The following is a 21,847-nucleotide window of genomic DNA, read 5'->3' as shown; positions in this document are numbered from 1 at the left end:
CCACTAGCCTAAATTTTTAGCATTTTCCCCTCTGTGACTAATATTGAGGCACGCCGATCATCAGAATGCAATAATTCTGATGTGATGAATCGTGACCCTGGGTTGGGTCGACGAAAGTCCTACCAAACGAAAAAGAACAGACTCCATGTTCCGGCCAGGGCCGCCGCTCCGGCCATGGCGGCCAACCAGGCCAAGGGACGCCGTTCCACCGGCAACAGCCGCCAGACCAGCACCCCGCTCCAAGCCAAGCCGACAGCCAATAGCCCAGCCCGCGCCTCGGGCAACCAGACGAAGGAGATTCCTTCCGCCGCCAGTTGGGTCAGGGTCAGGGAGCTGAGCCCGATGATCAGCCCCACCGCTCCCATGGGGATCAGACCATAGCCCAGCCGCCAGCGCGCCTCGGGCCGTCCCGCCAACCGGGCGCCGAGCCACAGCCCCGCCAGGGTGATGCTCCCCACCGTCACGGCGACGGCGGCGATATAGGCGATCAGGCAGGCACCGTCCAACAAGGTGAAGACCTCGCCGGTGGAGGCATAGTTGGTCAGCATCCACCAGGGCAGGGTCTCGGTCAGGGGGAACATGATGCCGCGCTCCACCAGCCAGGCCGCCAGGGACTGCTTCAAGGCCACATAGAGCGGCGAGCCCGACCACTGGAACGCCCCCGTCGCCACCCCCATGACGCCGAAGGCCAGCAGGTTTGTATCCCAGGACGAAACTTCGCGCTCGGGCAGGCTCGTCACCTCCGATCCCGGCAGGCGGGGGGTCAGGGTGACGGCGTCGCGATGGCCGCTGCAGCGGCCGCACATGTGACAGGAGCCGCCGCCGGTCATGGCCCGCACATCCACCAGGGTGGCGCAGGCCACCGCGGGGACCCGCTCGGCCGCTTCCCAGCTTTCGCGGTCCACCCGGAAATGGACCGGCGACAGTCGCGACAGCAGCGAGAAGACACCGCTGGCCGGACACAGATAGCGGCACCACACCCGGATGCCACGGCCGTAGACCAGTCCGATTCCCAGCGCCATGACGGTCGAGGCCCCCAGGATCAGCAGTGCCGCCTCGGGATATTCATAGACGGTGATCATCTGGCCATAGACGGTGGTGCAGACGAAGGCCACGAAGGGCCAGCCCTTCCAGCGCAGCCAGGGCGGAATGGCCCGCCCCAGGCCCCGGCGGCTGGCCCATTCGGTCATGGCGCCTTCGGGGCAGAACACGCCGCACCAGGCCCGCCCCATGACCAGCATGCTGACCATGACGAAGGGCCACCACACCCCCCAGAAGGCGAATTGGGCGAACAGCACCAGATTGTCCCAGATATGCTTGGAATCATCGGGCGGCGGCAGAAAGGCGGGAACGGTCACCAGGAGCAGGTAGACCGCCACCATGACCCACTGAAAGGCTTGGATGGCGCCGGCATGCCGGGCCATCCATCCCCCCAAGGCTGCGAGACGAGCCTTTGTCACGTCACTGATACCCTTTCCGTCAATAGGTCAACTGCCCACGGATGCCCAAGGCATAGGCGACCGCGTCGGAGGGATCGCCGCCGGGATGGCGGATCATCTGGAAGTCCGGCGTCAGTTCGAAGCGCGGCATCACCCGGTAGCGATAGTAGATTTCCATCAACTGCTCGAACGACCCGGCCTTGAAGCCGAAATCCGGATTGCCGTCATTGTCGTTGTCGACGGTAAGGGAGCGGTCGCGATAGGCGGAGGAGGTATGGGAGATCGCCATGGCGAGGCCCAGGCCATCGGCGCCACGCCCCCAATAGCTTCCCCCCACCTCGCCGCCGAAGGTCAGGCTCTGGTCGAAGCGCGGCGTGCCCTGAATCTGATAGCCGTAGCGGCTGAACAGGGTCACGTAATCGTCCACCTTCTGGTCGATGCTGAAACCGACGCCCAGATGGTTCTTGCGCTTGTTGTCGAAATCGGTGCCCCGACCATTCTGCCAGCCGTACAGGCGGTAATTGCCTTCCAGGCCGCCGAAGAAGCGCTGGGTGGTCTCCACCTGCAAGATCCGGAACGGAAAGTCGGTGGAGTTCTGGAACGAGGCGCCATTGCCGCTTTCATAAAGGCCGCCCGACACCTTGAAGTCGTCGGTGACCAAGGCGACGCGCGCCCCCGGGGTGAAGCCCAGGGCATCGACGCCCATGTCGCCACCGGCATCCAGCAACGGATTGTGGACCAGGGCCTGGTTCATGAAGGCACGGGTTTCATCGCCCGCCACCAGATTCTGGTCGAAGAAGCCCCAGGGATCCATCTTGCCGACGGTGATTTCCAGCTTGGTCTTCGACTTGGGATCATCCCAGCGGCACGTCCAACTGGTACCAGGCCTGGGCCAGGTCGATGGCGGCGTCGGCACCCGGCCGCTGGAAGGCGGTGGCGTTGGGCGAGGAATAGCTGTTGCGCACCGCCTGGAGTCCGCGGCCCTGGCCCATGCGGAAATGGGTGTAGATGGTGCCGGTGGAACTGCCCACGTTACCCGCCGGAATGGTCATGGTGACGTCGCCGCGCCAATTGAGCTGACCTTCCTTGTCCGACTGCTGGCCCAGCATATTCTGGCCGACGGTGGTCAAGCCGGCGCCGATCTTGATGCCGCCCAGCACGTCGACCACCTTGGAGCCCTTCTTGTAGCTGAGCGCCTCGGTCTCCACCGCCTTGAGGCGGGCGGCGACCTCGGGCTCGGTCTCGCTGATGGTCTCCTGGGTCATGGCCTTGTCGAGGGCGGCCTTGTCCGCCTCCAGCTTCTGGACCCGCTGTTCCACGGCGGACTTTGCGGACTGGGAGCGTTCCAGTTCCTCGATGCGGGCCGACAGGCGCCTGACCTCGCGCAGCAGCTCGGTGGTGGCGGGATCGGTGGCGGCGAAGGCCGGGTGAGCCGTGGCGACGGCGAGCAGGCTCGCGGCCGCCAGGACGGGGAGGCTGCGGGGCGCGCTCATCAGTAGCCGCCCTTCTTGCCGATACCCGCGAACACGAAGTCATAGTTCAGCTTGAAGGTGGGGAACCACGGGCGCACGCCGGTCTGGCGGTCGGTGTGACGGCCGAAATGCTTGCCCGCCGTGTTCTCGGGAGCATTGGGGGGGTAGATGGTATAGGTCATCTTGTACTTGCCCGGGCCGGGCAGCTTGACGTTATCGCCGTAATGGGGGCCGTCGCTGGCCACCATGGGCATCATCTCGCCCTTGATCACCTCGCCGCTGCCGTCCTTGACCAGCTCATAGGTGACCTTCAGATGGGGAATCCAGAAGCCCTCGGGAAAGCCGTTGGGATTGCCCTGCAACGCCTTGATGTCGGCTTCCAGATGGATGTCCGACTGGTCGGGAGAGGGCATCATGCCGTCGGGTTCCATGCGCACCGCCTGGAGGTAGACCGCGCCGATCTCCATGCCGTAGCGGTTCTCGGGAGTGCCGATGGGATATTCCACCGCCTGGGCGGCCGAGGTCGCGGCCATCAGGCCGATGGCCATGCCCAGGCCGAGGAAGTGACGTTTTGCGAATGTCATGGCGGGGTCCTTGCCTAGTTGTCCGAATTGCGAATGACTCGCGATTTCATTCTCACTATCCGCATCACTCGCGGCTGTCAACCCGGCCAGGCTTGGAAAATGCCCATTTACATCTTGTGGGCTAGGAGCTATGACATGAATATGTTATTGCGTCGCATTCGCATATCGGAGGGATCGATGCCCCTGAAATCCTTGATTCCGGCTGTCGCCTTGCTGCTGACCTGCCCTGCCGGCATGGCTCGGGCCGCCGATGAGGTCTCGGTCCATCTGACCATCAAGAACCATCGTTTCACGCCCGAACGACTGGAGGTCCCCGCCAGGACCAAGGTGGTGCTGGTGGTCCGCAACGAGGATTCCGAGCCCGAGGAGTTCGAGTGCCTGCCGCTGCGGCGCGAGAAGATCATCCATCCCGGCATCGAGACGCGGGTGATCCTGGGCCGCATCGACCCCGGCGAATATCCGTTCTTCGGCGAGTACCACGAGGCCACCGCCAAGGGCGTCATCGTGGCGAAATAGCCCGGCTATGGCTTTGGCCCGATTGGGCCAGGACGGGCGGCGGCGGCATAGTGGATTGGTCGAACACTTTGGGACGCCGTATCGCCATGATAGAGCCCGTTTCCATCGTCGAGGGCTGGTGCCCCGGCGCCATTGGCGACATTGCCGCGCTGCACGGCCGTCATTACGCCCGCGACTGGGGCTTCGGCGTGTATTTCGAGGCCAAGGTCGCCCGCGAACTGGCCGGGTTCGTCTCCCCCCTGCCGGACCAGGACTGCGGACTTTGGCTGGCCCGGGACGGCAGCGGCCGCATCCTGGGCGCCGTCGCCCTGGATGGCCGCGAACCGGACGGGATGGGACGAGCCCATTTGCGCTGGTTCATCCTCGACGACGCCGCCCGGGGCAAAGGGCTGGGGGCGCGACTGCTGGACCAGGCAGTGGCGTTTGGCCGCCATCGGCGGATAAGCGGAATCTATCTGTGGACCTTCGCCGGTCTGGACGCCGCCCGCGGCTTGTATGAAAGCCGGGGCTTCACCCTGGTCGAGCAGCGCTCCGGCGACACCTGGGGCACCCCGGTGACCGAGCAGCGCTTCGAGCTGACATTCTAACCCTCGGCGGTCATCACCCGGTTGCGCCCCGAATCCTTGGCCCGATAAAGCGCCTTGTCGGCGCGGCGCAGCAGTTCGGGGACGTCCATCACCCCGCCCTCCGGGTTGGGAGAATGGCCGAAGGAATGGGACGCCACGCCGACGCTGACCGTCATGTCGAAAATCTCGCCCCGCGCCGGGCGCACCACCATTTCCTCCACCAGCCGCCGCAAACGTTCGGCAATGACCTTGGCGCCGTCGAGACCGGTATTGGGCAGGGCGACGGCGAATTCCTCGCCGCCGATCCGCCCCAGGATGTCGTATTCGCGCAGGGCCTGGACGCAGGAGCCGACGAAAGCCCGCAAGGCCTCGTCTCCGGCGGCATGCCCCCAGGTATCGTTGATCCGCTTGAAATGATCGATATCCAGCGCCAGCAGCGAGAACGAGCGGCCCATGCGCCGGGCATGCTCCAGTTCCAGCCCCGCCAAATGATGAAAATGACGCGGATTGGCGACACCGGTCAGGGCGTCGCGGGTGGCCAGGACCTCCAGTTCGGCCATCTGGAGCCGGGTGTCGCAAAAGGCCCTGAGCGACAGCGCCAGATCGGCAATACCGCCATCATCGTCCAGCACCACCGGCACCCGGTCGATCACCAGACGCAGCAAGGTCGCACCGTCATCGCCGTTCGCCCCCATCCCTTCCACGGGATAGGCCCCCACCGCCAGACGGTTCTCGCCCACCGGCAATACCAGCCGCTGCCAGGTTTCGGTGACGTCCCCATCGAATTGGGCGGTGTAGGATCGCCATATCGGCCGGTCGGCCCCTCGGGCGAAGGTATATTCGAATTCCAGCATGCCGCGTCGTTCCGGCGGCAAGACATCGGTGGGCAGCACATCGATGACGCAGCCGGTCAGGTCGGCGCCGAAATGGCGGGCGAAGGCGCTGCCGTAATGGGTGTAGCGGTTTCCCGCCGCCTCGGCCTGGATCACCAGCAGATGATCGGCATGATCGGCGAACAGGGTCGCGGCATCCATGACCGCATCCTTGTCGCGCGCCGCCCGCCAAAGCCCGAGCAGGTCGAGCAGGCGCGCATCCATGGCCTTTCGAACGAGATCCCGCATAGGCCCTCTCCCCCCACCGATTTGGTGCCAGAGCCTTATCATACCCTTGGTTAAGGATGCCTTCATCCCCGTCAGGAGACGGGGATGGCCTCGATATTGTCGATCAGCCGGGTCTTGCCCAGCCGGGCGGCGGCCAGGATGCGCACCGGAGCGGCCATCACCTCCACCGGCGCCAGACTGGCGGCGTCACGGACCTCCACATAGTCCACCGACGAGAACCCCGCTTTCAGCAGCCCGCTCACCGCCATGGGACACATATCCGAAGCCTTGGCCCCCGCCATCAGCCCATCGGCGACGCCGGTCAGGCCTTTCAGCAACCAGGGCGCCACCGCTCGCTCCTCAGCGGTCAAATAAGCGTTGCGTGACGACATGGCCAGACCATCGGCCTCGCGCAGGGTCGGCGCCCCGATAATGGCGGCGGGGATGTCCAGGTCACGGGCGAAGCGGCGAATCACCGCCAGTTGCTGGTAATCCTTCTCGCCGAACACCGCCACGTCGGGCAGCGCCTGCAGCAGCAACTTGGTCACCACCGTGGCCACCCCGGCGAAATGGCCGGGCCGCACCGCGCCGCACAATCCCTCCGACACGCCCGACACGCTGACGGTGGTGGCGAAGCCATCGGGGTACATCTCGGCCACGGTGGGAGCGAACAGCAGATGGCAGCCCGCCTGGTCCAGCAGGGCGGCGTCCTGCTCCTCCTGGCGGGGATAGCGGGCGAAATCCTCGTTGGGGCCGAACTGGGTGGGATTGACGAAGACCGAGGCCACCACTCGGTCGGCATGTTCCAGCGCCTTGGCCACCAGCGACAGATGCCCCTGGTGCAGCGCCCCCATGGTGGGCACCAGGGCGATGGTCAGCCCCTGGTCGCGCCAGTATTTCACCCGGGCGCGCAGTTCCGCCACCGAGCGGACGATGTCGAGGCCGCCGCTCATTTCTTCACCCCGAAACAGTGTTCCGGCCCGGGAAAGGCGCGGGACTTGACCTCGGCGGCATAGGTGGCGACAGCCTCGGAGATGAGGGGGCGCAGATCGGCATAGCGCTTGACGAATTTAGGGGTGAAGTCGTCGAACAGACCCAGCACGTCGTCGATCACCAGCACCTGGCCGTCGCAGGCGGCCGAGGCGCCGATGCCGATGGTGGGAATGGAAATCTCGGCGGACAGGGCGCGGGCCACCGGCTCCACCGTGCCCTCCACCACCACCGAGAAGGCCCCGGCCTCGTCGATGGCGCGGGCGTCGGCGCGGATGGCCTCGGCCTCGGCCTCCAGCCTGCCCTGGGCGCGAAAGCCGCCCGCCGCATGCACCGCCTGGGGCTTCAGTCCGATATGGGCCATGACCGGAATGCCCCGGTCCACCAGGAAGCGGATGGTTTCGGCCATCTCGCGGCCGCCTTCCAGCTTGACCCCGGCGCAGCCGGTCTCGGTCATCACCCGGGCGCAGTTGCGGAAGGCCTGTTCCCGGCTTTCCTGGTAGCTGCCGAACGGCATGTCCACCACCACGCAGGCATGGGAAGAGGACCGCACCACCGCCTTGCCGTGGTTGATCATCATGTCCAGGGTGACGCCCAGCGTGGTCTCCATGCCATAGACCACCATGCCCAGCGAGTCACCCACCAGCAGGATGTCGCAATGGGGGGCCAGCAGCCGGGCGATGGGCGCGGTATAGGCGGTCAGCACCACCACCGGCTCGGCGCCCTTGCGGGCACGGATGTCACGGGTGGTCACCCGCTTGATCTTCACTTCGACACTCATGGAGGAATCCCTTTTCCCGCTCAGGCGCCTTCCGCCAGTTCCTTGAGCGCCTGCCAGTCATTCAGCACGCAATGCCCGGAATCGGGCAAGCCGATGATGTTGTCCCGCTTCAACTGGGTGAAGGTGCGGCTGACCGTCTCGATGGTCAGGCCAAGATAGTCGGCGATATCGGCGCGGCTCATGGGCAGGGCCACCGGCGAGCCGGGCTGGCCCGCCCGCTCGGCCCGCATGGACAGCTTGACCAGGAAGGTGGCGACCTTCTCACGGGCGGTCTTGCGCCCCAGCAGCAGCATCTGTTCTTGCGCCGCCACCAGATCCTTCACCGCCATGTTGAACATGCGCCGCTCCAGACGGGGAATCTCGTCCAGCAGGCTGTCGAGCTTGCGATGGGTGAAGCGGCAAACCTGGGTGGCGGTGATGGTTTCGGCGGTATAGCAGTAGCCGTCATTGGTTCCCAGGCCGAAAATATCGCCCGAGAACAGGAATCCGATGATCTGGCGCCGCCCGTCGGGCAACAGCTTGTACAGCTTCACCGCGCCATTGGAGATGGAATAGACATGGTCCACCAGATCGCCTTCACGGAACACGGTGAACGAGGCCGGCAGGGTGGCATGGCAGCGCACCGCCGCCAGGCGCTTGACCTCGTCATGGGACAGGTCGGCGCAAAAGGCGATCTCGCGCACGATGTCGCAATTGCGGCACTGGGGCGACTTGAGGTCGGCCAGATGCTCGATCTTGTGAGAGTCGAAATCGAGGGGAGGCATGTGCAGGCTACCCATCCTCGCTCAGGCCCCGGACCGGGGCGGATCGTCGTCGTCGAACAAGATACGGTGCGCCGCGCCGTCCAGGTCGTCGAACTGACCCGACTTCATGGCCCACAGGAAGGCGATCAATCCCACCAGCCCCAACCCCAGGGCCACGGGAATCAGCATCAGCAGATTATCCACCAACCACTCCGGCTCGGCCCTTGCGGCCCGATAGACGCAAGGCGTTGCCAATTACTACCAGCGACGAGGTCGACATAGCAATCGCCGCGATGAGGGGGGTGACCATTCCCGCCACCGCCAGGGGTACGGTGAAGATGTTGTAGCCCAGCGCCAGCATGAAATTCTGCTTCACCAGGGTGCGCGAGGTCCGCGCCACCTCCAGGCATTCCACCACCGGGGCGAGGCGGCCGCCCTGGAACACCACGTCGGCGGCGGTCTGGCTGACATCCACCGCCGTGCTGGGCGACATGGAGACATGGGCCGCGGCCAGGGCGGGGGCATCATTGAGCCCATCGCCGATCATCAGCACCTTCTTGCCCTGCGCCGCCAGTTCGGCCAGCCGGGCGCATTTATCGGCGGGGGCACATCCCGCCCGCCAGTCGTCGATACCCAGCTCCTCGGCCACTTTCCGGGCGGTGACGGGGCGATCGCCCGACAGCAGTTCCACCGTCAGCCCCATGGCCTTGAGCCGGGCCACCACCTGGGCGGCATCGGGGCGGGGGGCATCGGAAAAGGCGAAGCGCAAGGGCGGCCGACCGGGACGGGCCAGCCATAGCTCCGGCCCCACGTCATGAGAGGTCTGGGCGTCGTCGACGCCGACGAAGGTCCGGCTGCCCAGGCGAATGCCGCTGGCGGCCACTTCCAGCCCACGGCCGGGAATCTCGGCCACGCCGTCTGCCAGCCGGGCGTTGGGCGCCGCCGCCACCAGGGCGCGGGCCAGGGGATGGCGCGACGCCAGCGCCAGACCGGCGGCCTCGGCCAGATCCTCCGCGCCCCAGCCGCCATCCTCCACCAGCTGCGCCTTGCCCAGCGTCAGGGTGCCGGTCTTGTCGAACACCACATGATCGGCATCGGCGAAGCGTTCCAGCGCCGTGGCCGACTTGACCAGGATGCCCTGGCGCAACAGACGGCCCGAGGCGATCACCTGCACCACCGGCACCGCCAGGGCCAGGGCGCAGGGGCAGGTGATGATCAGCACCGCCACGGCATGCAACAGCGCCACCTGCCACGGTGCCCCGCCCAGCAGGGTCCAGCCGGAAAAAGTCAGGATGGCGGCCAGATGCACCACCGGGGCGTACCAGCGCGACACCCGGTCGGCCAGGGCGACATAGCGGGCGCGGCCCTGCTCCGCCACTTCCATCATGCGCACGATCTCGGCCAGCAGGGTGCGCTCGCCCACTGCCGCCACCGTCAGGCGCAAGGGCGCCGACAGGTTGAGGGTTCCGGCGAAGACCTTCTCACCCGCCTTGACCTGGGCCGGCAGGCTTTCGCCGGTCAGCAGGCTGGTGTCCACGTCGGACACGCCGTCGACGATGGTGCCGTCGATGCCGATGCGCTCGCCCGCCGCCACCAGGACCCTGGCCCCTGGGCTGACCTTGTGCGGCGGCATCAGCCGCTGGGTGCCATCGGCTTCCACCACCGTCACGGCGGTGGCGTCCAGCGCCAGCAGATGCTCCACCGTGGTCCGCGCCCGGCCGCGCGCCCGGGAATCCAGGTAACGGCCAATCAGCAGGAAGAACAGCAAGGTGATGGCGGAATCGAAATATGCATATTCGCCGCCATGGATGGTCTCCCAAAGGCTCATCAGGCTGGCGAGCGTCACGCCGATGGTGATGGGCACATCCATGTTGGTCCGCCCGGCACGCAGCGCCGAGATGGCCGAGCGGGCGAAGGGCCGCACGCACCACGCCACGGCGGGCAGCACGATCAGCGCCGAAATCCAGTGCATCAGCCCCCGCGTGGCGGGGCCCATATAGGAGAAATGCCCGGCCCAGACCGAGACCGACAGCAGCATGACATTGCCCGCCGCGAAACCGGCGATGGCCATGGCCCGCAGCAGTTCCTTCTCCTGGCGCTGGGTCTGGTCGCCGAGGCGTTCCGGGTCATAGGGCACCAGACGATAGCCCACCGCCAGCACCGGAGCCAGCAGGGCGCCGGGCTCAGCCTCGGCCGCCCGCCATCGCACCACCAGGCGCCTTGTGGTCATGTTGACCCGCGCCCAGGTGACGCCGGGCTGCTTGTTCAGCAGGGCCTCGATCAGCCAGATGCAGGCGCCGCAATGCAGGCCCTCGATCATCAGATGCAGCGAGGCCTCGCCCTTGCCGTCTTCCATGACATGGGCGCTGAAATCATGGGCCAGACCGGCTTCCTCGTCGGGGCGCAGCGGGCGGGCCGCCGGGTCGACCGCCCGGCGGGAATAGTACTGCTCCAGGCCGAGATCCCGGACCAGGCCATAGGCGCCCTCGCAGCCCCGGCAGCAGAAACCGCCGTCCAGACCGGCTGGAATGGCCCCGCCGCAGTGAAGGCAAAGGGAAGACGTCACGGCACGAGGATGCGGCGCGACAGCCCGTATTCCACGCCGGGTGCGATGGCGGCCACGCTCATGTCCCAGACACCCGACAGCGGCAGTTCCTGATGGGTGGCATAGGTGCCGGGCGAGATCCTGGTCAGGGTGACCTCGCGGTCATGGCCCTTGGCGGTGGGACGCACCATCTGGGCGGTGACGGACAGATCCTCCACCGGATTGCCGTTACGATCCCGGTAAGAGATGGTGACATGGGCGGAATGGTTGGCGCCGGGCTCCACCTGGACATCCACTTTCCAGCCCATCTCGTCCTGCTTGCGCACTGCCTCGATGGTCTGGTTATAGGCCAGACCCTTTTCATAGGGCTGTTCGGTCGACAACCCGGAAAAGGTCGAACTGGCGAAATAGGCCATGGTGAAGTTGACCGCCATGACCAACAGGAAGCAAGCCACGAAGATATAGGGATACCACCAGCCGGGTTTACGTTCGGAAACCATGGAACCTCACTTCTCGGGAGCGGCGAACAGGGATTCGGAACGGGTTACGGTGCCATCCTTGTCTTCGCGGACGGTGAACAGCAGGGAAGTCCGGTTGCTGGTCAGGCGGGAGCTGGGCACGGTCACGAACAGGTTGAAGGTGCCGATGCTGTCGGGCGGAATGGTCAGGCGGGCCTTGGCCCCCTCGGACTTGCCGCCCACCACCGACAGGGTGGCGCCCTCGATGCCGCTGACCTCGACCTCGTAGTCGCGATCCTCCCGGATCATGTTGGACACCTTGATCACATAGCCGTTGCGGATGGCCCCATCGGACAACTGCACATACAGGGGAGAGCGCTCGTGGATCACCTTGAGCTCGGTGGTCTTGCGCGACGCCAGCGAACCGACGATCAGGCTGGCCGCCGCCAGCAGCAGGACGGCATAGATGATGGTGCGCGAACGCACCAGCCGGGTCCGGGCGGGCTCACCCTTGGACCGGGCCTCCACATTGGCCTCCGAATCCCAGATGATCAGATCGCGCGGCAGCTTGTACTTGTCCATCATGGTGTTGCAGGCATCGATGCACAGGGCGCAGCCGATGCAGCCCATCTGGATGCCGTCACGGATGTCGACGCCGGTGGGGCAGGCGGTGACGCACATCTTGCAGTCGATGCAGTGGCCGCGATTGTCGAAGCTTTCCGTCTTGCGGGCGGGCTTGCGCGGTTCGCCACGCCAGTCCTGATAGGTGACGATCAGCGAATGATGGTCGAACATGGCCGACTGGAAGCGGGAATAGGGGCACATATACAGGCAGACCTGTTCACGCGCATACCCAGCCAGCATGAAGCAGCAGCCGCCGACGATGCCGATGGCCCAATAGACGCCAGAATCCTCCTGCAGGGTGAAGATCTTCACCAGCATGGTGGGGGCGTCGCCGAAATACAGGGTGAAGCCGACGCCGCAAGACAGGGCGATCACCAGCCAGACCAGATTGATCACCACTTTCTTGGCGAATTTGTCCGCCGTCCAGGGCGCCCGGTCCAGGGCCATGCGCTTGGCACGGTCGCCCACCACCAGCTTCTCGACCCACATGAACAGGTCGGTATAGACCGTCTGGAAGCACAGGAAGCCGCACCAGACACGCCCCGCCAGCGCGCTCATGAAGAACAGGCCGATGGCGGCGATGAACAGCAGGCCGGTGATGTAGTAGACCTCCTGCGGCCAGATCTCCAGGAAGAAGAAATAGCCCCGTCGCCCGGTCATGTCGGCCAGGATGGCCTGGTTCGGCGCCCCGGGACCACGATCCCAGCGCAGGAAGGGACCGATATGGTAGATGGCCAGCAAGACCACCAGGGCCGCCCATTTGGCGGTCCGGAAGGTCCCCTTGACCGTTCGCGGATGGATCATCACGGTTTCGGCATACAGCGAGCCGCTGTCGCCATCGGCCGAGGACGTCTTCAACGATGGATCGATCTTGGGGGAGGACATGGGCGGTGAATGCTTCTTCCTGATCCGCCGACGACGGGTTGGACAGGGGCCAGCCGATCGGCGCGATGATGTGAAATCACGCGGCGGGGCCGACGCTGTTCGCGACACTGCCCCGCCGTGCGGTGATTGATAAGTGAAAAAGCCGTAAGTTTGAAAGCTTATTTTTTCCAGGGACTTCATCCCCGGAAAAGCCGTCGGGGTGCGCGCCCCCGGCCGGAGGCGCGCACCCCTTCGGTCCCCCCTTCAGACCTTACTTACCGCCGCCCAGGTTATGGACGTAGACGGCAAGCATCTTGATGGTGCTGGCATCCAGGCGTTCAGCCCAAGCCGGCATGGCGCCGTGCTTCGGGTTGTTGACCTGGGCCGCGATGCCATCCTTGCTGCCCTTGACGAACAGCCAGATCTGGTTGTTGAGCGCCGGAGCGCCCAGGGCAGCCTGACCCGAACCATCCTCGCCGTGGCAAACGGCGCAGTTTTCAGCATAGACGGTCTCGCCCGCCGAACCCTTGGCGGGGGCCTTGCTGGCCAGCGACACCACATAGTCGGACACGGCCGCGATCTGCTCGGGCTTCAAGGTGCCATCGACGCCGAACTTCGGCATTTCGCTGGTCCGAGTGTCCTTGTTGGTGTTGCGGACGCCGTACTTGATGGTCTGTTCGATGTCGGCCAGGGTACCACCCCACAGCCATTCATCGTCGGCCAGGGTCGGATAGGCACCGGCAACGCCGACGCCACCCGAACCATGGCAAGGCGCGCAATTTTCATTGAACGCGATCTTGCCACCGGCCATGGCATAGCGCAGCAGGTCCTTGTCCTTTTCGATCGCGCTCGCATCGGAGGCTTCGATCTTGGACAGCCAAGCGGAACGCGCCTTCTTCTGCGCCTCCAGCTCGTTGGACAGCTCGCCGCGGGACGAATAGCCCAGGGAACCCTGGGTATAGCCGTTCAGCAGCGGCCACGCCGGATACATGAACCAGTAACCGACAGCCCAAACAACGGTGGCCCAGAAAACATAGACCCACCACTTCGGCAAAGGAGTGTTCAACTCCTTGATGCCATCCCACTCATGCCCGGTGGTATTCTGGCCGGACACCGAGTCCTTTTCAACGGTCGCCATAGTTAGCGCTCCTCATTGTCGTCCTTCAAAGGGATGCTTCCATACTCTTCCAGCCGATCCTTGTTCTTCGGCCGATAGGCATAGAAGACAATCCCCGTGAAGACCATGATCACCCACAGTACCCAGAAGGGACGGAGTACGTTGTCGACGAATGCGACGAGCAAACTCCATACTCCTTACCGGCGGATCGCCTTTTCATCGACGGTCTTGAAGTCGACCATCGTGCCAAGCACCTGCAGATACGCCACCAGGGCATCCATCTCGGTCACCGCCTTGGGATCGGCGCCGACGAGGTTGATGCTGGCCTTGCCAATGGCGGCCTTGGGATAGCTGACGAGCACGGCCGGGGTCGAAGCCGGATCCGCGAACACCTGCTCTTCAAGGTCCTTCTTGGCATTGGCGATCTGGGCGTCGGTATAGGGCACGCCGACGATACGGTTCACCTTCAGGTGAGACGCGATATCGGCATAGTCCAGCTTCCGAGCCAGATGCTTGTAGCCCGGCATGACGGATCCGGGGACCACGTCACGCGGGTTGATGAGGTGGCGAACCTGCCAATCATCGGTGTACTTGCCACCGACGCGGGCCAGGTCCGGACCGGTACGCTTGGAACCCCACTGGAAGGGGTGATCGTACTTGGACTCAGCCGCGAGGCTGTAGTGACCATAGCGTTCGACCTCGTCCTTGAAGGGACGGATCATCTGGCTGTGGCAGTTGTAGCAGCCTTCGCGGATATAGATGTTGCGGCCCGCCAGCTCCAGGGGAGTGTAGGGACGAACGCCCTGAACCTTCTCGATGGTCGATTCGATCGAGAACAGGGGGATCACTTCCACCAGGCCACCAACCACGATCGTGAGAAGGATGCCGACGGCCAGGAAGAAGATGTTGGTTTCAAGTTTAGCGTGATGCTTGAACATGGCTCGGGTCTCCTCAGCGTGCACCGCTCGCGGCGGAAGCATAGGCCTCGTCGGCCACGTCACCCTTGATGGTCTTGATGATGTTGTAGACCATCACCAAAGAACCGGCCACGAAGAGCAGCCCGCCAATGGCGCGGATGATGTAGTACGGACGCATCGCTTCCACGGTTTCGATGAACGAATACTGGAGGAAGCCCAGGTTATCATACGCGCGCCACATCAGGCCCTGCATGATGCCCGAGATCCACATCGCGGTGATGTAGAGCACGATGCCGATGGTGGCGATCCAGAAATGAACGCCGACCAGCTTCAGCGAGTACAGCTCCTTGCGGCCCCACAGCTTGGGAACCAGGAAGTACAGAGCGCCGAAGGAGACGAAGGCGACCCAGCCCAGGGCACCGGAGTGCACGTGGCCGATACCCCAGTCGGTGTAGTGCGACAGGGAGTTCACCGCCTTGATGGACATCATCGGACCTTCGAAGGTCGACATGCCGTAGAACGCCACCGAGGACACCAGGAAACGCATGACCGGATCGGTCCGCAGCTTGTCCCAGGCACCCGACAGGGTCATCAGACCGTTGATCATGCCACCCCAGGACGGCATCCACAGCATCACCGAGAAGGTCATGCCCAGGGTCTGCGCCCAATCCGGCAGGGCGGTGTAGTGCAGGTGGTGCGGACCGGCCCAGATGTACAGGAAGATCAGCGCCCAGAAGTGCACGATGGACAGACGGTAGGAATAGACCGGACGCTCGGCCCGCTTCGGCACGAAGTAGTACATGATGCCGAGGAAGCCGGCGGTCAGGAAGAAGCCCACCGCGTTATGGCCGTACCACCACTGGGTCATGGCGTTCTGCACGCCACCGAACACGTTGTAGCTCTTCATGAACGACACGGGGACGGCGATGTTGTTGCCCAGATGCAGCATGGCGATGGTCAGGATCATCGCGAAGAAGAACCAGTTGGCCACGTAGATGTGGGGTTCCTTGCGCTTCATGATCGTGCCCGCGAAGGCGATCAGATAGGCAACCCAGATCACGGTCAGCCACAGGTCGATCCACCACTCGGGTTCCGCATATTCCTGGCCCTGGCTGAAGCCCAGCACATAGGTCAGGGCGGCGACCACGATCAGCGCCTGGAAGTTGAAGAAAATGAAGTTGCCCAGGCCGTTGCCGCCGAACAGGCTGGCGCGGCTGGTGCGCTGCACGATGTACAGAGAGGTGGAGAAAAGTACGTTACCGCCGAACGCGAAGATCACGGCGGACGTGTGCACCGGACGCAGGCGTCCGAACGAGGTCCACTCGAGATCGAGGTTCAGAACGGGAAAGGCCAGCTGCCAAGCGATGAAATCGCCCGCCAGGAAGCCCACGACGCCCCAGAAAACCGCGGCGAGCGTGAACTTCTTGATCACGTCTTCGCAATAGGGCGTGGCTTCGGTGTTGATGCTCATGCCGAACTCCTGTTTCGACCGGAAAAGGGTCATCCTGGAGCGTCCAGCCGAAAGTCCATGGCGACACCATGCCCCCGGAGCCGATGGACGGCCGGACGGTTCTATGCTCCAAGCGTGCGCACTATGCCGACTGACGGGGATGCCGCCATTGATATAAATCAAAGACAACGGATTTTAGGCATCCTCCAACCTTCTTCAGATCAAGATTCCTACACCTTTCGGAAGGAGGGTTCAGGGTGCTTGGCACCGGAGACGCCAAACCTTAGAGTGCGCCCATGAACACGCACTCCCCCGACACCGCCGCCACCCGCCCCTCCGTCCATCTCGCCAAGGGCCGCTCGAAGCGGCTCAGGGCCGGACATCCCTGGGTCTTTTCCAACGAGATCGAGATGACGGCCGAGGCCAAGGCGCTGCCGCCCGGCACGCCGGTCACCCTGGTGGATGCCGGCGGCGAGCGTCTCGGCGTCGCCAGCTTCAATCCCCATTCGCTGATCGCGGGGCGGGTGCTGTCGCGCCGACCCGACGACACCATCGACGCCGATTTCCTGGCGGCACGGCTGCGCGCCGCCCTGGCCCTGCGCGATACCCTGTTCGATGCCCCTTATTATCGTCTGGTGCATTCCGAGGCCGACCTGTTGCCCGGGCTGATCGTCGACCGCTATGGCGACGTCCTGGCGGTCCAGACCAATACCGCCGGGATGGAACGGCTGCTGCCGGACCTGTCGCAGGCCCTGGACGCGGTGCTGTCCCCCCGCGCCGTGGTCCTGGTCAACGACAGCCCGGTGCGCAAGCTGGAAGGCCTCGAGCCCGAGAACCGGCTGCTGTCGGGCGAGATCACCGGACCGGTGGAACTGGTGGAAAACGGCTGCCGCTTCGTCGCCGATCTGGTGGACGGCCAGAAGACCGGCTGGTTCTTCGACCAGCGCGACAACCGCGCCTTCGTCGCCCGCCTCGCCAAGGGCCGCCGGGTCCTCGACGTCTATACCTATGCCGGGGGCTTCGCCATCCAGGCCGCCATGGCCGGAGCCTCCGAGGTCCTGGCCGTCGACCGCTCCGACGCCTCGCTGGCCCTGGCGCAAGCCTCGGCGGCGCTGAACGGCGTCACCATCGCCACCGCCCGGGCCGAGGCCTTCGCCGAGATGGAGCGCCTGGCCGCCGCCAAGGAACGCTTCGGGGTGGTGGTGGCCGACCCGCCCGCCTTCGTCAAGTCCCGCAAGGATTTGGGCGCCGGGGCCAAGGGCTATCGCAAGATGGCCCGGCTGGCCGCCGCCCTGGTGGAGCCGGGCGGCTTCTTGTTCTGCGCGTCCTGCTCGCACCACATGCCGGTGGAGATGTTCGCCGAGGAAATCGCCCACGGCCTGCACCAGGCCGGACGGACCGGCCGCATCCTGCGCCTGGCCGGGGCGGCCCCCGACCATCCGGTGCATCCGCAATTGCCGGAAAGCGCCTATCTGAAGGCCATGGCGCTGCAACTGGACTGATGCGGGACGCCCGCTCTGGTTACCGCCGCGCCACCAGGAACAGGCGGCGGAAGGGCAGCAGGGTCTTGCCGTCCGACCGGGGCGGATAGGCCGCCTGGATGCGGGCGGCATAATCGGCCAGAAAGGCGTCGCGCCAGTCCGGGCGTCCCTCCAGCGCCGCCAGCAGCGGCCTGAGCGCGGTGCCCATGGTCCAGGCCACCACCGGATTGTCGCCGCTCAGCACGTGCAGATATTCGGTCTCCCAGATGTCCAGCCATCTGGCTCGGGGGGCCAGCAGATCATAATAGAAGGGGGGCTCGGCCACCGGGAAGCGGGCGGCCAGGGGGGCCAGCACTTCGCGCCACGGTCCCGCCGCCGCCGCTTCGGCCATCAGGGAATGGCTGGCGGCATAGTGGTTGTGGGGCATCTGCACCGCCAGGGTTCCACCCGGCGCCACCATGGCCAGCAGGCGGGGAAACAGGCGGTCGTGATCGCCGGTCCAGTGCAGGGCGGCGTTGGAGAACAGCACGTCCAGCGGCGCCCCGGCTTCCCACGCCGCCATGTCGCCGTCCACATAGGTCACCCCGCCGCCCCCCGCCCGCGCGCTCTCCAGCATCTCGGGCGAGGAATCGACGCCGGTGACCTCGGCCTCGGGCCAGCGCAGCTTCAAAAGACGGGTGACATTTCCCGGGCCGCAGCCCAGATCGGCGACCCGGACCGGGGCGTCCGCCTCGATGCGGGCCATCAGGTCCAGGGCGGGGCGCAGGCGCGGCTGGGCGAATTCGGCGTAAACCTTGGGGTCCCAGGCCATGGCGGCGACTCCTTGACGGCGGCATTGGCGGGCATGGTAGCCGCCGCCGCGCGGCCTCGCCACCTGCCAACTGTCCCAGGGGGGCGCGGCCCATAACCGCGCATTGACTCCGCCGTCCTCTGGCCTTATACACGTCCGCTCATTTTCAAGTCCCGTTCGTATCGGAGAATTCCCGTGAAGCGTACCTATCAGCCGAGCAAGCTCGTCCGCGCCCGCCGCCACGGCTTCCGCGCTCGCATGGCCACCGTTGGCGGCCGCCGCGTGATTGCCAACCGTCGCCGCCAGGGCCGCAAGAAGCTGTCCGCTTAAGCTCCGGGCCATGGCGATGCGGCTTGATCGGCTGAAACAACGGGCCGACTTCCTGCGCATCGCCGCCCTGAGACGAAAATGGGCGGCGCCCGGCCTGATCCTTCAGGCCGCGCCCGGCACGGGAACGGAATTGCAAGCCGACTCGCTTCGAGTCGGCTTCACCGTTTCCAAGAAGGTGGGCAACGCCGTGGCGCGCAACCGGGCCAAGCGACGCCTGCGGGCGGCGGTGGACGAGGTGTTTCCCCTCCAGGCCGCCTGCGGGTTGGATTATGTGGTGATCGGTCGGCGCGAGACGTTGGATCGGCCATATTCTCTTCTCTTGCAGGATTTGCGGGCCGCGCTAAAACGTGTCGGCGGACTGCGGGTTCCTCCCGCCGCCCCAACCCTGGAAGCGTCAGGAGAAGCATGAACCCCGTCGGTCTGGCCCTGCGCGGTCTCATCCGCTCGTACCAGCTGCTGGTGTCGCCGATTCTTCCGGCAAGCTGCCGCTTCGTGCCCTCTTGCTCCGCCTATGCCATGGACGCCATCCAGACTCACGGCCCCCTGGGCGGGTCATGGCTGGCCGCCCGGCGGATTTGCCGGTGCCACCCCTGGCATGACGGCGGTTACGATCCCGTTCCCGAAAAAATGTGCGGCGACAAGGCTCGGCCGTATCCCCTGCCGGATAGGATGTCATGAACGACCAGCGCAACCTTTTCCTCGCCATCGCCATTTCGGTCGCGATCATGATCGGCTGGCAGTACGCCTTCCCCTCCAAGCCGTCGGTCCCCCAGACCACCGAGCAGACGGCGGGCGCCCCGGCCCCCACCGCCGCCACGGCCACCGCGCCCACGCCGCAGGTGCCGGGAACCCCCGCCGTGACCTCGCCGACCGCCGCCGCGGCCGTCGCCAAGGAAAGCCGCGGCGGAGCCCTGGACAAGAGCCGCCGCGTTGCCATCCAGACCCCCTCGGCCCATGGCTCGGTGGCGTTGATGGGGGCGCGCATCGACGACCTGACCCTGGTGAAGTACCGCGAGACCCCCGACCCGGCCAGCCCGGAAATCAACCTGCTGTCGCCCGCCGGTTCCCCCGATCCCTATTGGGCGGAGTTTGGCTGGGTTGCCTCCGACCCCACCGTCAAGGTGCCCGGCCCCGAGACCGTGTGGACGCCCCAGTCCAGCGGTCCGCTGACCCCCGACAACAAGCTGGTTCTGACCTGGGACAATGGCGAAGGCCTGCGCTTCGTGCGCACCATCGCCGTGGATGCCGATTACATGTTCGCGGTGAGCCAGCGGGTCGAGAATTACGGCGCCAAGCCGGTGTCGCTGCATCCCTTCGCCGTGCTGGCCCGCACCGGTACCCCCGCGGTTGCCGGCATGTACATCCTGCATGAAGGTCCGTTGGGCGTGTTCGACGGCACCTTGAAGGAAATCAAGTACGACGACCTGAAGAAGGAAGGCACCAACCGCTACGAGACCTCGGGCGGCTGGGCCGGCATCACCGACAAATACTGGCTGGCCGCCCTGGTCCCGCCCGCCAAGACCAAGGTCACCGGACGCTTCGTCCATCAGCGGGTCGACAACACCGAGCGTTGGCAGGTGGACTATCTCGCCCCCGCCCGCATGGTCGAACCAGGCAAGGCCGAGGAAGCCGGTTTCCACCTGTTCGCGGGTGCCAAGCAGGTCAGCCTGCTGGACAAGTATTCCGACACGCTGGGCATCGACCGCTTCGACCTGGCCATCGACTTCGGCTGGTTCTACTTCCTGACCAAGCCGTTCTTCTATCTGCTGCAGGTGCTGCACGACGCGCTCGGCAATATGGGCCTGGCCATCCTGGCGCTGACCGTGGTGCTGAAGCTGGCCATGTTCCCCCTGGCCAACAAGTCCTATGTGGCCATGAGCAAGATGAAGAAGCTGCAGCCGCAGGTCCAGGCGCTGCAGACCCGCTTCGGCGACGACAAGGTCCGCCTCCAGCAGGAGATGATGGCGCTTTACAAGGCCGAGAAGGTCAATCCCGTCTCGGGCTGCCTGCCGATCCTGATCCAGATCCCGGTGTTCTTCGCCCTCTATAAGGTGCTGTTCGTCACCATCGAGATGCGGCACGCCCCCTTCTATGGCTGGATCAACGACCTGTCGGCCCAGGACCCGACCAATCTGTTCACCCTGTTCGGCCTGATCCCCTGGTCGCCGCCCAGCCTGTTCCATCTGGGCATCTGGCCGATCATCATGGGCGTGACCATGTATTTGCAGCAGAAGCTGAATCCGCAGCCGACCGATCCGGTCCAGGCCAAGATGATGCAGTTCCTGCCGCTGATCTTCACCTTCATGCTGGCCAATTTCGCCTCGGGTCTGGTGATCTACTGGGCCTGGAGCAACGCGCTGTCCATCCTGCAACAATGGGTGATCATGCGCCGGGTGGAGGCCGAGTCCTGAGCGACACAGCCGCCCTCGGGCCTGACGACGAAAAAGAAAAGGCCGACCTCCTGGAGGTCGGCCGTCTGCTGTTCGCCCGCGAATGCACCTTCATGCGCGGCGCCGTGGCCCTGAGCGGCCTGCCCGACGCCACCCAGCCCGAGGTCGCCTTCGCCGGACGCTCCAATGTGGGCAAGTCCAGCCTGATCAACGCCCTGACCGGGCGCAAGGGACTGGCGCGGGCCTCCAACACGCCGGGCCGGACCCAGGAGCTGAACTTCTTCGACCTGGGCGGACGGCTGGTGCTGGTGGACATGCCGGGCTACGGCTTCGCCAGCGCCCCCAAGGGCATGGTGGAAAAGTGGACCCGGCTGGTCAACGGCTTCCTGAAAGGCCGCCCGGTGCTGCGCCGCGCCATCGTGCTGGTGGATGCCCGCCACGGCCTGAAGGACAGCGACCGAGACATGATGACCATGCTGGACAAGGCCGCCGTGGTCTATCAGTTGGTCTTGACCAAGGCCGACAAGATCAAACCCGCGGAATTGGACGAGGTGCGCGACCGCACCCTGGCCGAGATCGCGAAACGGGTCGCGGCCCATCCGACCCTGATCGCCACCTCTTCCGAAACCGGGCTCGGCATCGCCGAGCTTCGCGCCGAACTGGCCTCTCTCGCCTGAAGGAGCGTCTTTT

At 65.3% G+C, this 21,847-nt stretch carries 25 protein-coding genes; 8 read left to right on the top strand and 17 right to left on the bottom strand.

Annotation, left to right across the window (positions count from 1 at the left end; all coding sequences use genetic code 11):
- Nucleotides 1–119 precede the first annotated feature (119 nt).
- The 4 genes from A6A04_RS01035 to A6A04_RS01025 are packed head-to-tail and all read right to left on the bottom strand — an operon-like array spanning nt 120 to nt 3,495.
- Complete coding sequence (locus A6A04_RS01035) at nt 120–1,424, bottom strand: 4Fe-4S binding protein (RefSeq protein ID WP_068489390.1); 1,305 nt, start codon at nt 1,422–1,424, stop codon at nt 120–122.
- Between the two features lie 55 nt (nt 1,425–1,479).
- The gene (locus tag A6A04_RS21455; RefSeq protein WP_156612408.1) at nt 1,480–2,355 is read right to left on the bottom strand and encodes a carbohydrate porin; all 876 of its coding nucleotides are present in this window, start codon (nt 2,353–2,355) and stop codon (nt 1,480–1,482) included.
- Nucleotides 2,294–2,932, bottom strand: coding sequence for a hypothetical protein (locus A6A04_RS21450; protein ID WP_082914601.1), 639 nt, complete (start codon nt 2,930–2,932; stop codon nt 2,294–2,296). Before A6A04_RS21450 ends, A6A04_RS21455 begins: the two co-directional genes overlap by 62 nt.
- On the bottom strand, nt 2,932–3,495 hold the full coding sequence (locus A6A04_RS01025; RefSeq protein ID WP_068489389.1) for an iron transporter: 564 nt from the start codon (nt 3,493–3,495) through the stop codon (nt 2,932–2,934). Before A6A04_RS01025 ends, A6A04_RS21450 begins: the two co-directional genes overlap by 1 nt.
- 177 nt (nt 3,496–3,672) lie before the next feature.
- On the opposite strand from A6A04_RS01025, the gene A6A04_RS01020 reads away from it, so the two are divergent.
- Together A6A04_RS01020 and A6A04_RS01015 are read left to right on the top strand one after the other, a co-directional pair.
- Nucleotides 3,673–4,011, top strand: a complete 339-nt coding sequence (locus A6A04_RS01020; RefSeq protein WP_068489486.1) for a cupredoxin domain-containing protein — start codon at nt 3,673–3,675, stop codon at nt 4,009–4,011.
- 86 nt (nt 4,012–4,097) lie between these two features.
- Entirely contained in the window at nt 4,098–4,598 is a 501-nt protein-coding gene (locus A6A04_RS01015; protein ID WP_068489388.1) for a GNAT family N-acetyltransferase, read from the top strand.
- Here the strand turns inward: A6A04_RS01015 and A6A04_RS01010 are convergent.
- From A6A04_RS01010 to ccoN, 12 genes are all read right to left on the bottom strand, one after another.
- A complete protein-coding gene (locus A6A04_RS01010; protein ID WP_068489387.1) occupies nt 4,595–5,698 on the bottom strand; it encodes a GGDEF domain-containing protein in 1,104 nt (367 codons plus the stop codon). The two genes, A6A04_RS01015 and A6A04_RS01010, sit on opposite strands and share 4 nt — an antisense overlap.
- A 71-nt stretch (nt 5,699–5,769) precedes the next feature.
- The gene (panC, locus tag A6A04_RS01005; protein ID WP_068489386.1) at nt 5,770–6,630 is read right to left on the bottom strand and encodes a pantoate--beta-alanine ligase; all 861 of its coding nucleotides are present in this window, start codon (nt 6,628–6,630) and stop codon (nt 5,770–5,772) included.
- The gene (gene panB / locus A6A04_RS01000; protein WP_068489385.1) at nt 6,627–7,448 is read right to left on the bottom strand and encodes a 3-methyl-2-oxobutanoate hydroxymethyltransferase; all 822 of its coding nucleotides are present in this window, start codon (nt 7,446–7,448) and stop codon (nt 6,627–6,629) included. The genes panC and panB overlap by 4 nt, the downstream gene beginning before the upstream one ends.
- A gap of 20 nt (nt 7,449–7,468) precedes the next feature.
- Nucleotides 7,469–8,212, bottom strand: coding sequence for a helix-turn-helix domain-containing protein (locus A6A04_RS00995; RefSeq protein WP_068489384.1), 744 nt, complete (start codon nt 8,210–8,212; stop codon nt 7,469–7,471).
- 21 nt (nt 8,213–8,233) lie between these two features.
- Nucleotides 8,234–8,395 (bottom strand): cbb3-type cytochrome oxidase assembly protein CcoS, encoded by a 162-nt coding sequence (gene ccoS / locus A6A04_RS00990; protein WP_068489383.1) that lies wholly within the window; start codon nt 8,393–8,395, stop codon nt 8,234–8,236.
- Nucleotides 8,388–10,757, bottom strand: a complete 2,370-nt coding sequence (locus A6A04_RS00985) for a heavy metal translocating P-type ATPase metal-binding domain-containing protein (RefSeq protein WP_068489382.1) — start codon at nt 10,755–10,757, stop codon at nt 8,388–8,390. Before A6A04_RS00985 ends, ccoS begins: the two co-directional genes overlap by 8 nt.
- Nucleotides 10,754–11,236 (bottom strand): FixH family protein, encoded by a 483-nt coding sequence (locus A6A04_RS00980; RefSeq protein ID WP_068489381.1) that lies wholly within the window; start codon nt 11,234–11,236, stop codon nt 10,754–10,756. Before A6A04_RS00980 ends, A6A04_RS00985 begins: the two co-directional genes overlap by 4 nt.
- Before the next feature lie 6 nt (nt 11,237–11,242).
- Nucleotides 11,243–12,703, bottom strand: a complete 1,461-nt coding sequence (gene ccoG, locus A6A04_RS00975; RefSeq protein ID WP_068489380.1) for a cytochrome c oxidase accessory protein CcoG — start codon at nt 12,701–12,703, stop codon at nt 11,243–11,245.
- A 250-nt stretch (nt 12,704–12,953) separates the two neighbouring features.
- Nucleotides 12,954–13,820 (bottom strand): cytochrome-c oxidase, cbb3-type subunit III, encoded by an 867-nt coding sequence (ccoP, locus tag A6A04_RS00970; RefSeq protein ID WP_068489379.1) that lies wholly within the window; start codon nt 13,818–13,820, stop codon nt 12,954–12,956.
- Nucleotides 13,821–13,822: 2 nt separating this feature from the next.
- Complete coding sequence (locus A6A04_RS23355; RefSeq protein ID WP_082914600.1) at nt 13,823–13,984, bottom strand: cbb3-type cytochrome oxidase subunit 3; 162 nt, start codon at nt 13,982–13,984, stop codon at nt 13,823–13,825.
- 12 nt (nt 13,985–13,996) lie between these two features.
- The gene (ccoO, locus tag A6A04_RS00965) at nt 13,997–14,737 is read right to left on the bottom strand and encodes a cytochrome-c oxidase, cbb3-type subunit II (RefSeq protein WP_082914599.1); all 741 of its coding nucleotides are present in this window, start codon (nt 14,735–14,737) and stop codon (nt 13,997–13,999) included.
- Nucleotides 14,738–14,750: 13 nt separating this feature from the next.
- Nucleotides 14,751–16,187, bottom strand: a complete 1,437-nt coding sequence (gene ccoN, locus A6A04_RS00960; RefSeq protein WP_068489377.1) for a cytochrome-c oxidase, cbb3-type subunit I — start codon at nt 16,185–16,187, stop codon at nt 14,751–14,753.
- 275 nt (nt 16,188–16,462) lie between these two features.
- Here ccoN and A6A04_RS00955 point away from each other — a divergent pair, with 275 nt between their 5' ends.
- Nucleotides 16,463–17,668: a class I SAM-dependent rRNA methyltransferase gene (locus tag A6A04_RS00955; RefSeq protein WP_068489376.1), complete on the top strand. Its 1,206-nt coding sequence runs from the start codon at nt 16,463–16,465 to the stop codon at nt 17,666–17,668.
- A 19-nt stretch (nt 17,669–17,687) separates the two neighbouring features.
- On the opposite strand, the gene A6A04_RS00950 is transcribed toward A6A04_RS00955, so the two are convergent.
- Nucleotides 17,688–18,521, bottom strand: coding sequence for a methyltransferase domain-containing protein (locus tag A6A04_RS00950; protein ID WP_322096753.1), 834 nt, complete (start codon nt 18,519–18,521; stop codon nt 17,688–17,690).
- A 111-nt stretch (nt 18,522–18,632) separates the two neighbouring features.
- Between A6A04_RS00950 and rpmH the strand changes: the two genes are divergently transcribed.
- From rpmH to yihA, 5 genes are read left to right on the top strand one after another with little or no spacing between them, the layout of a single operon-like run.
- Complete coding sequence (rpmH, locus tag A6A04_RS00945) at nt 18,633–18,767, top strand: 50S ribosomal protein L34 (RefSeq protein ID WP_068489374.1); 135 nt, start codon at nt 18,633–18,635, stop codon at nt 18,765–18,767.
- 10 nt (nt 18,768–18,777) lie between these two features.
- Entirely contained in the window at nt 18,778–19,176 is a 399-nt protein-coding gene (gene rnpA, locus A6A04_RS00940) for a ribonuclease P protein component (protein ID WP_068489373.1), read from the top strand.
- Nucleotides 19,173–19,445: a membrane protein insertion efficiency factor YidD gene (gene yidD / locus A6A04_RS00935; RefSeq protein ID WP_068489372.1), complete on the top strand. Its 273-nt coding sequence runs from the start codon at nt 19,173–19,175 to the stop codon at nt 19,443–19,445. Before rnpA ends, yidD begins: the two co-directional genes overlap by 4 nt.
- Nucleotides 19,442–21,178, top strand: a complete 1,737-nt coding sequence (gene yidC / locus A6A04_RS00930; protein ID WP_068489371.1) for a membrane protein insertase YidC — start codon at nt 19,442–19,444, stop codon at nt 21,176–21,178. The genes yidD and yidC overlap by 4 nt, the downstream gene beginning before the upstream one ends.
- Nucleotides 21,142–21,834 carry a ribosome biogenesis GTP-binding protein YihA/YsxC gene (gene yihA / locus A6A04_RS00925; protein ID WP_068489370.1) on the top strand — a complete coding sequence of 231 codons (693 nt, stop codon included), beginning with the start codon at nt 21,142–21,144 and terminating at the stop codon, nt 21,832–21,834. Before yidC ends, yihA begins: the two co-directional genes overlap by 37 nt.
- The last annotated feature ends 13 nt before the right edge of the window (nt 21,835–21,847 follow it).

It is taken from the genome of Paramagnetospirillum marisnigri, from assembly GCF_001650715.1.
GTDB lineage: Bacteria > Pseudomonadota > Alphaproteobacteria > Rhodospirillales > Magnetospirillaceae > Phaeospirillum > Phaeospirillum marisnigri.
The sequence above is the reverse complement of the archived record's forward strand: the minus strand, read 5'-3'. Positions and strand labels throughout refer to the sequence as shown.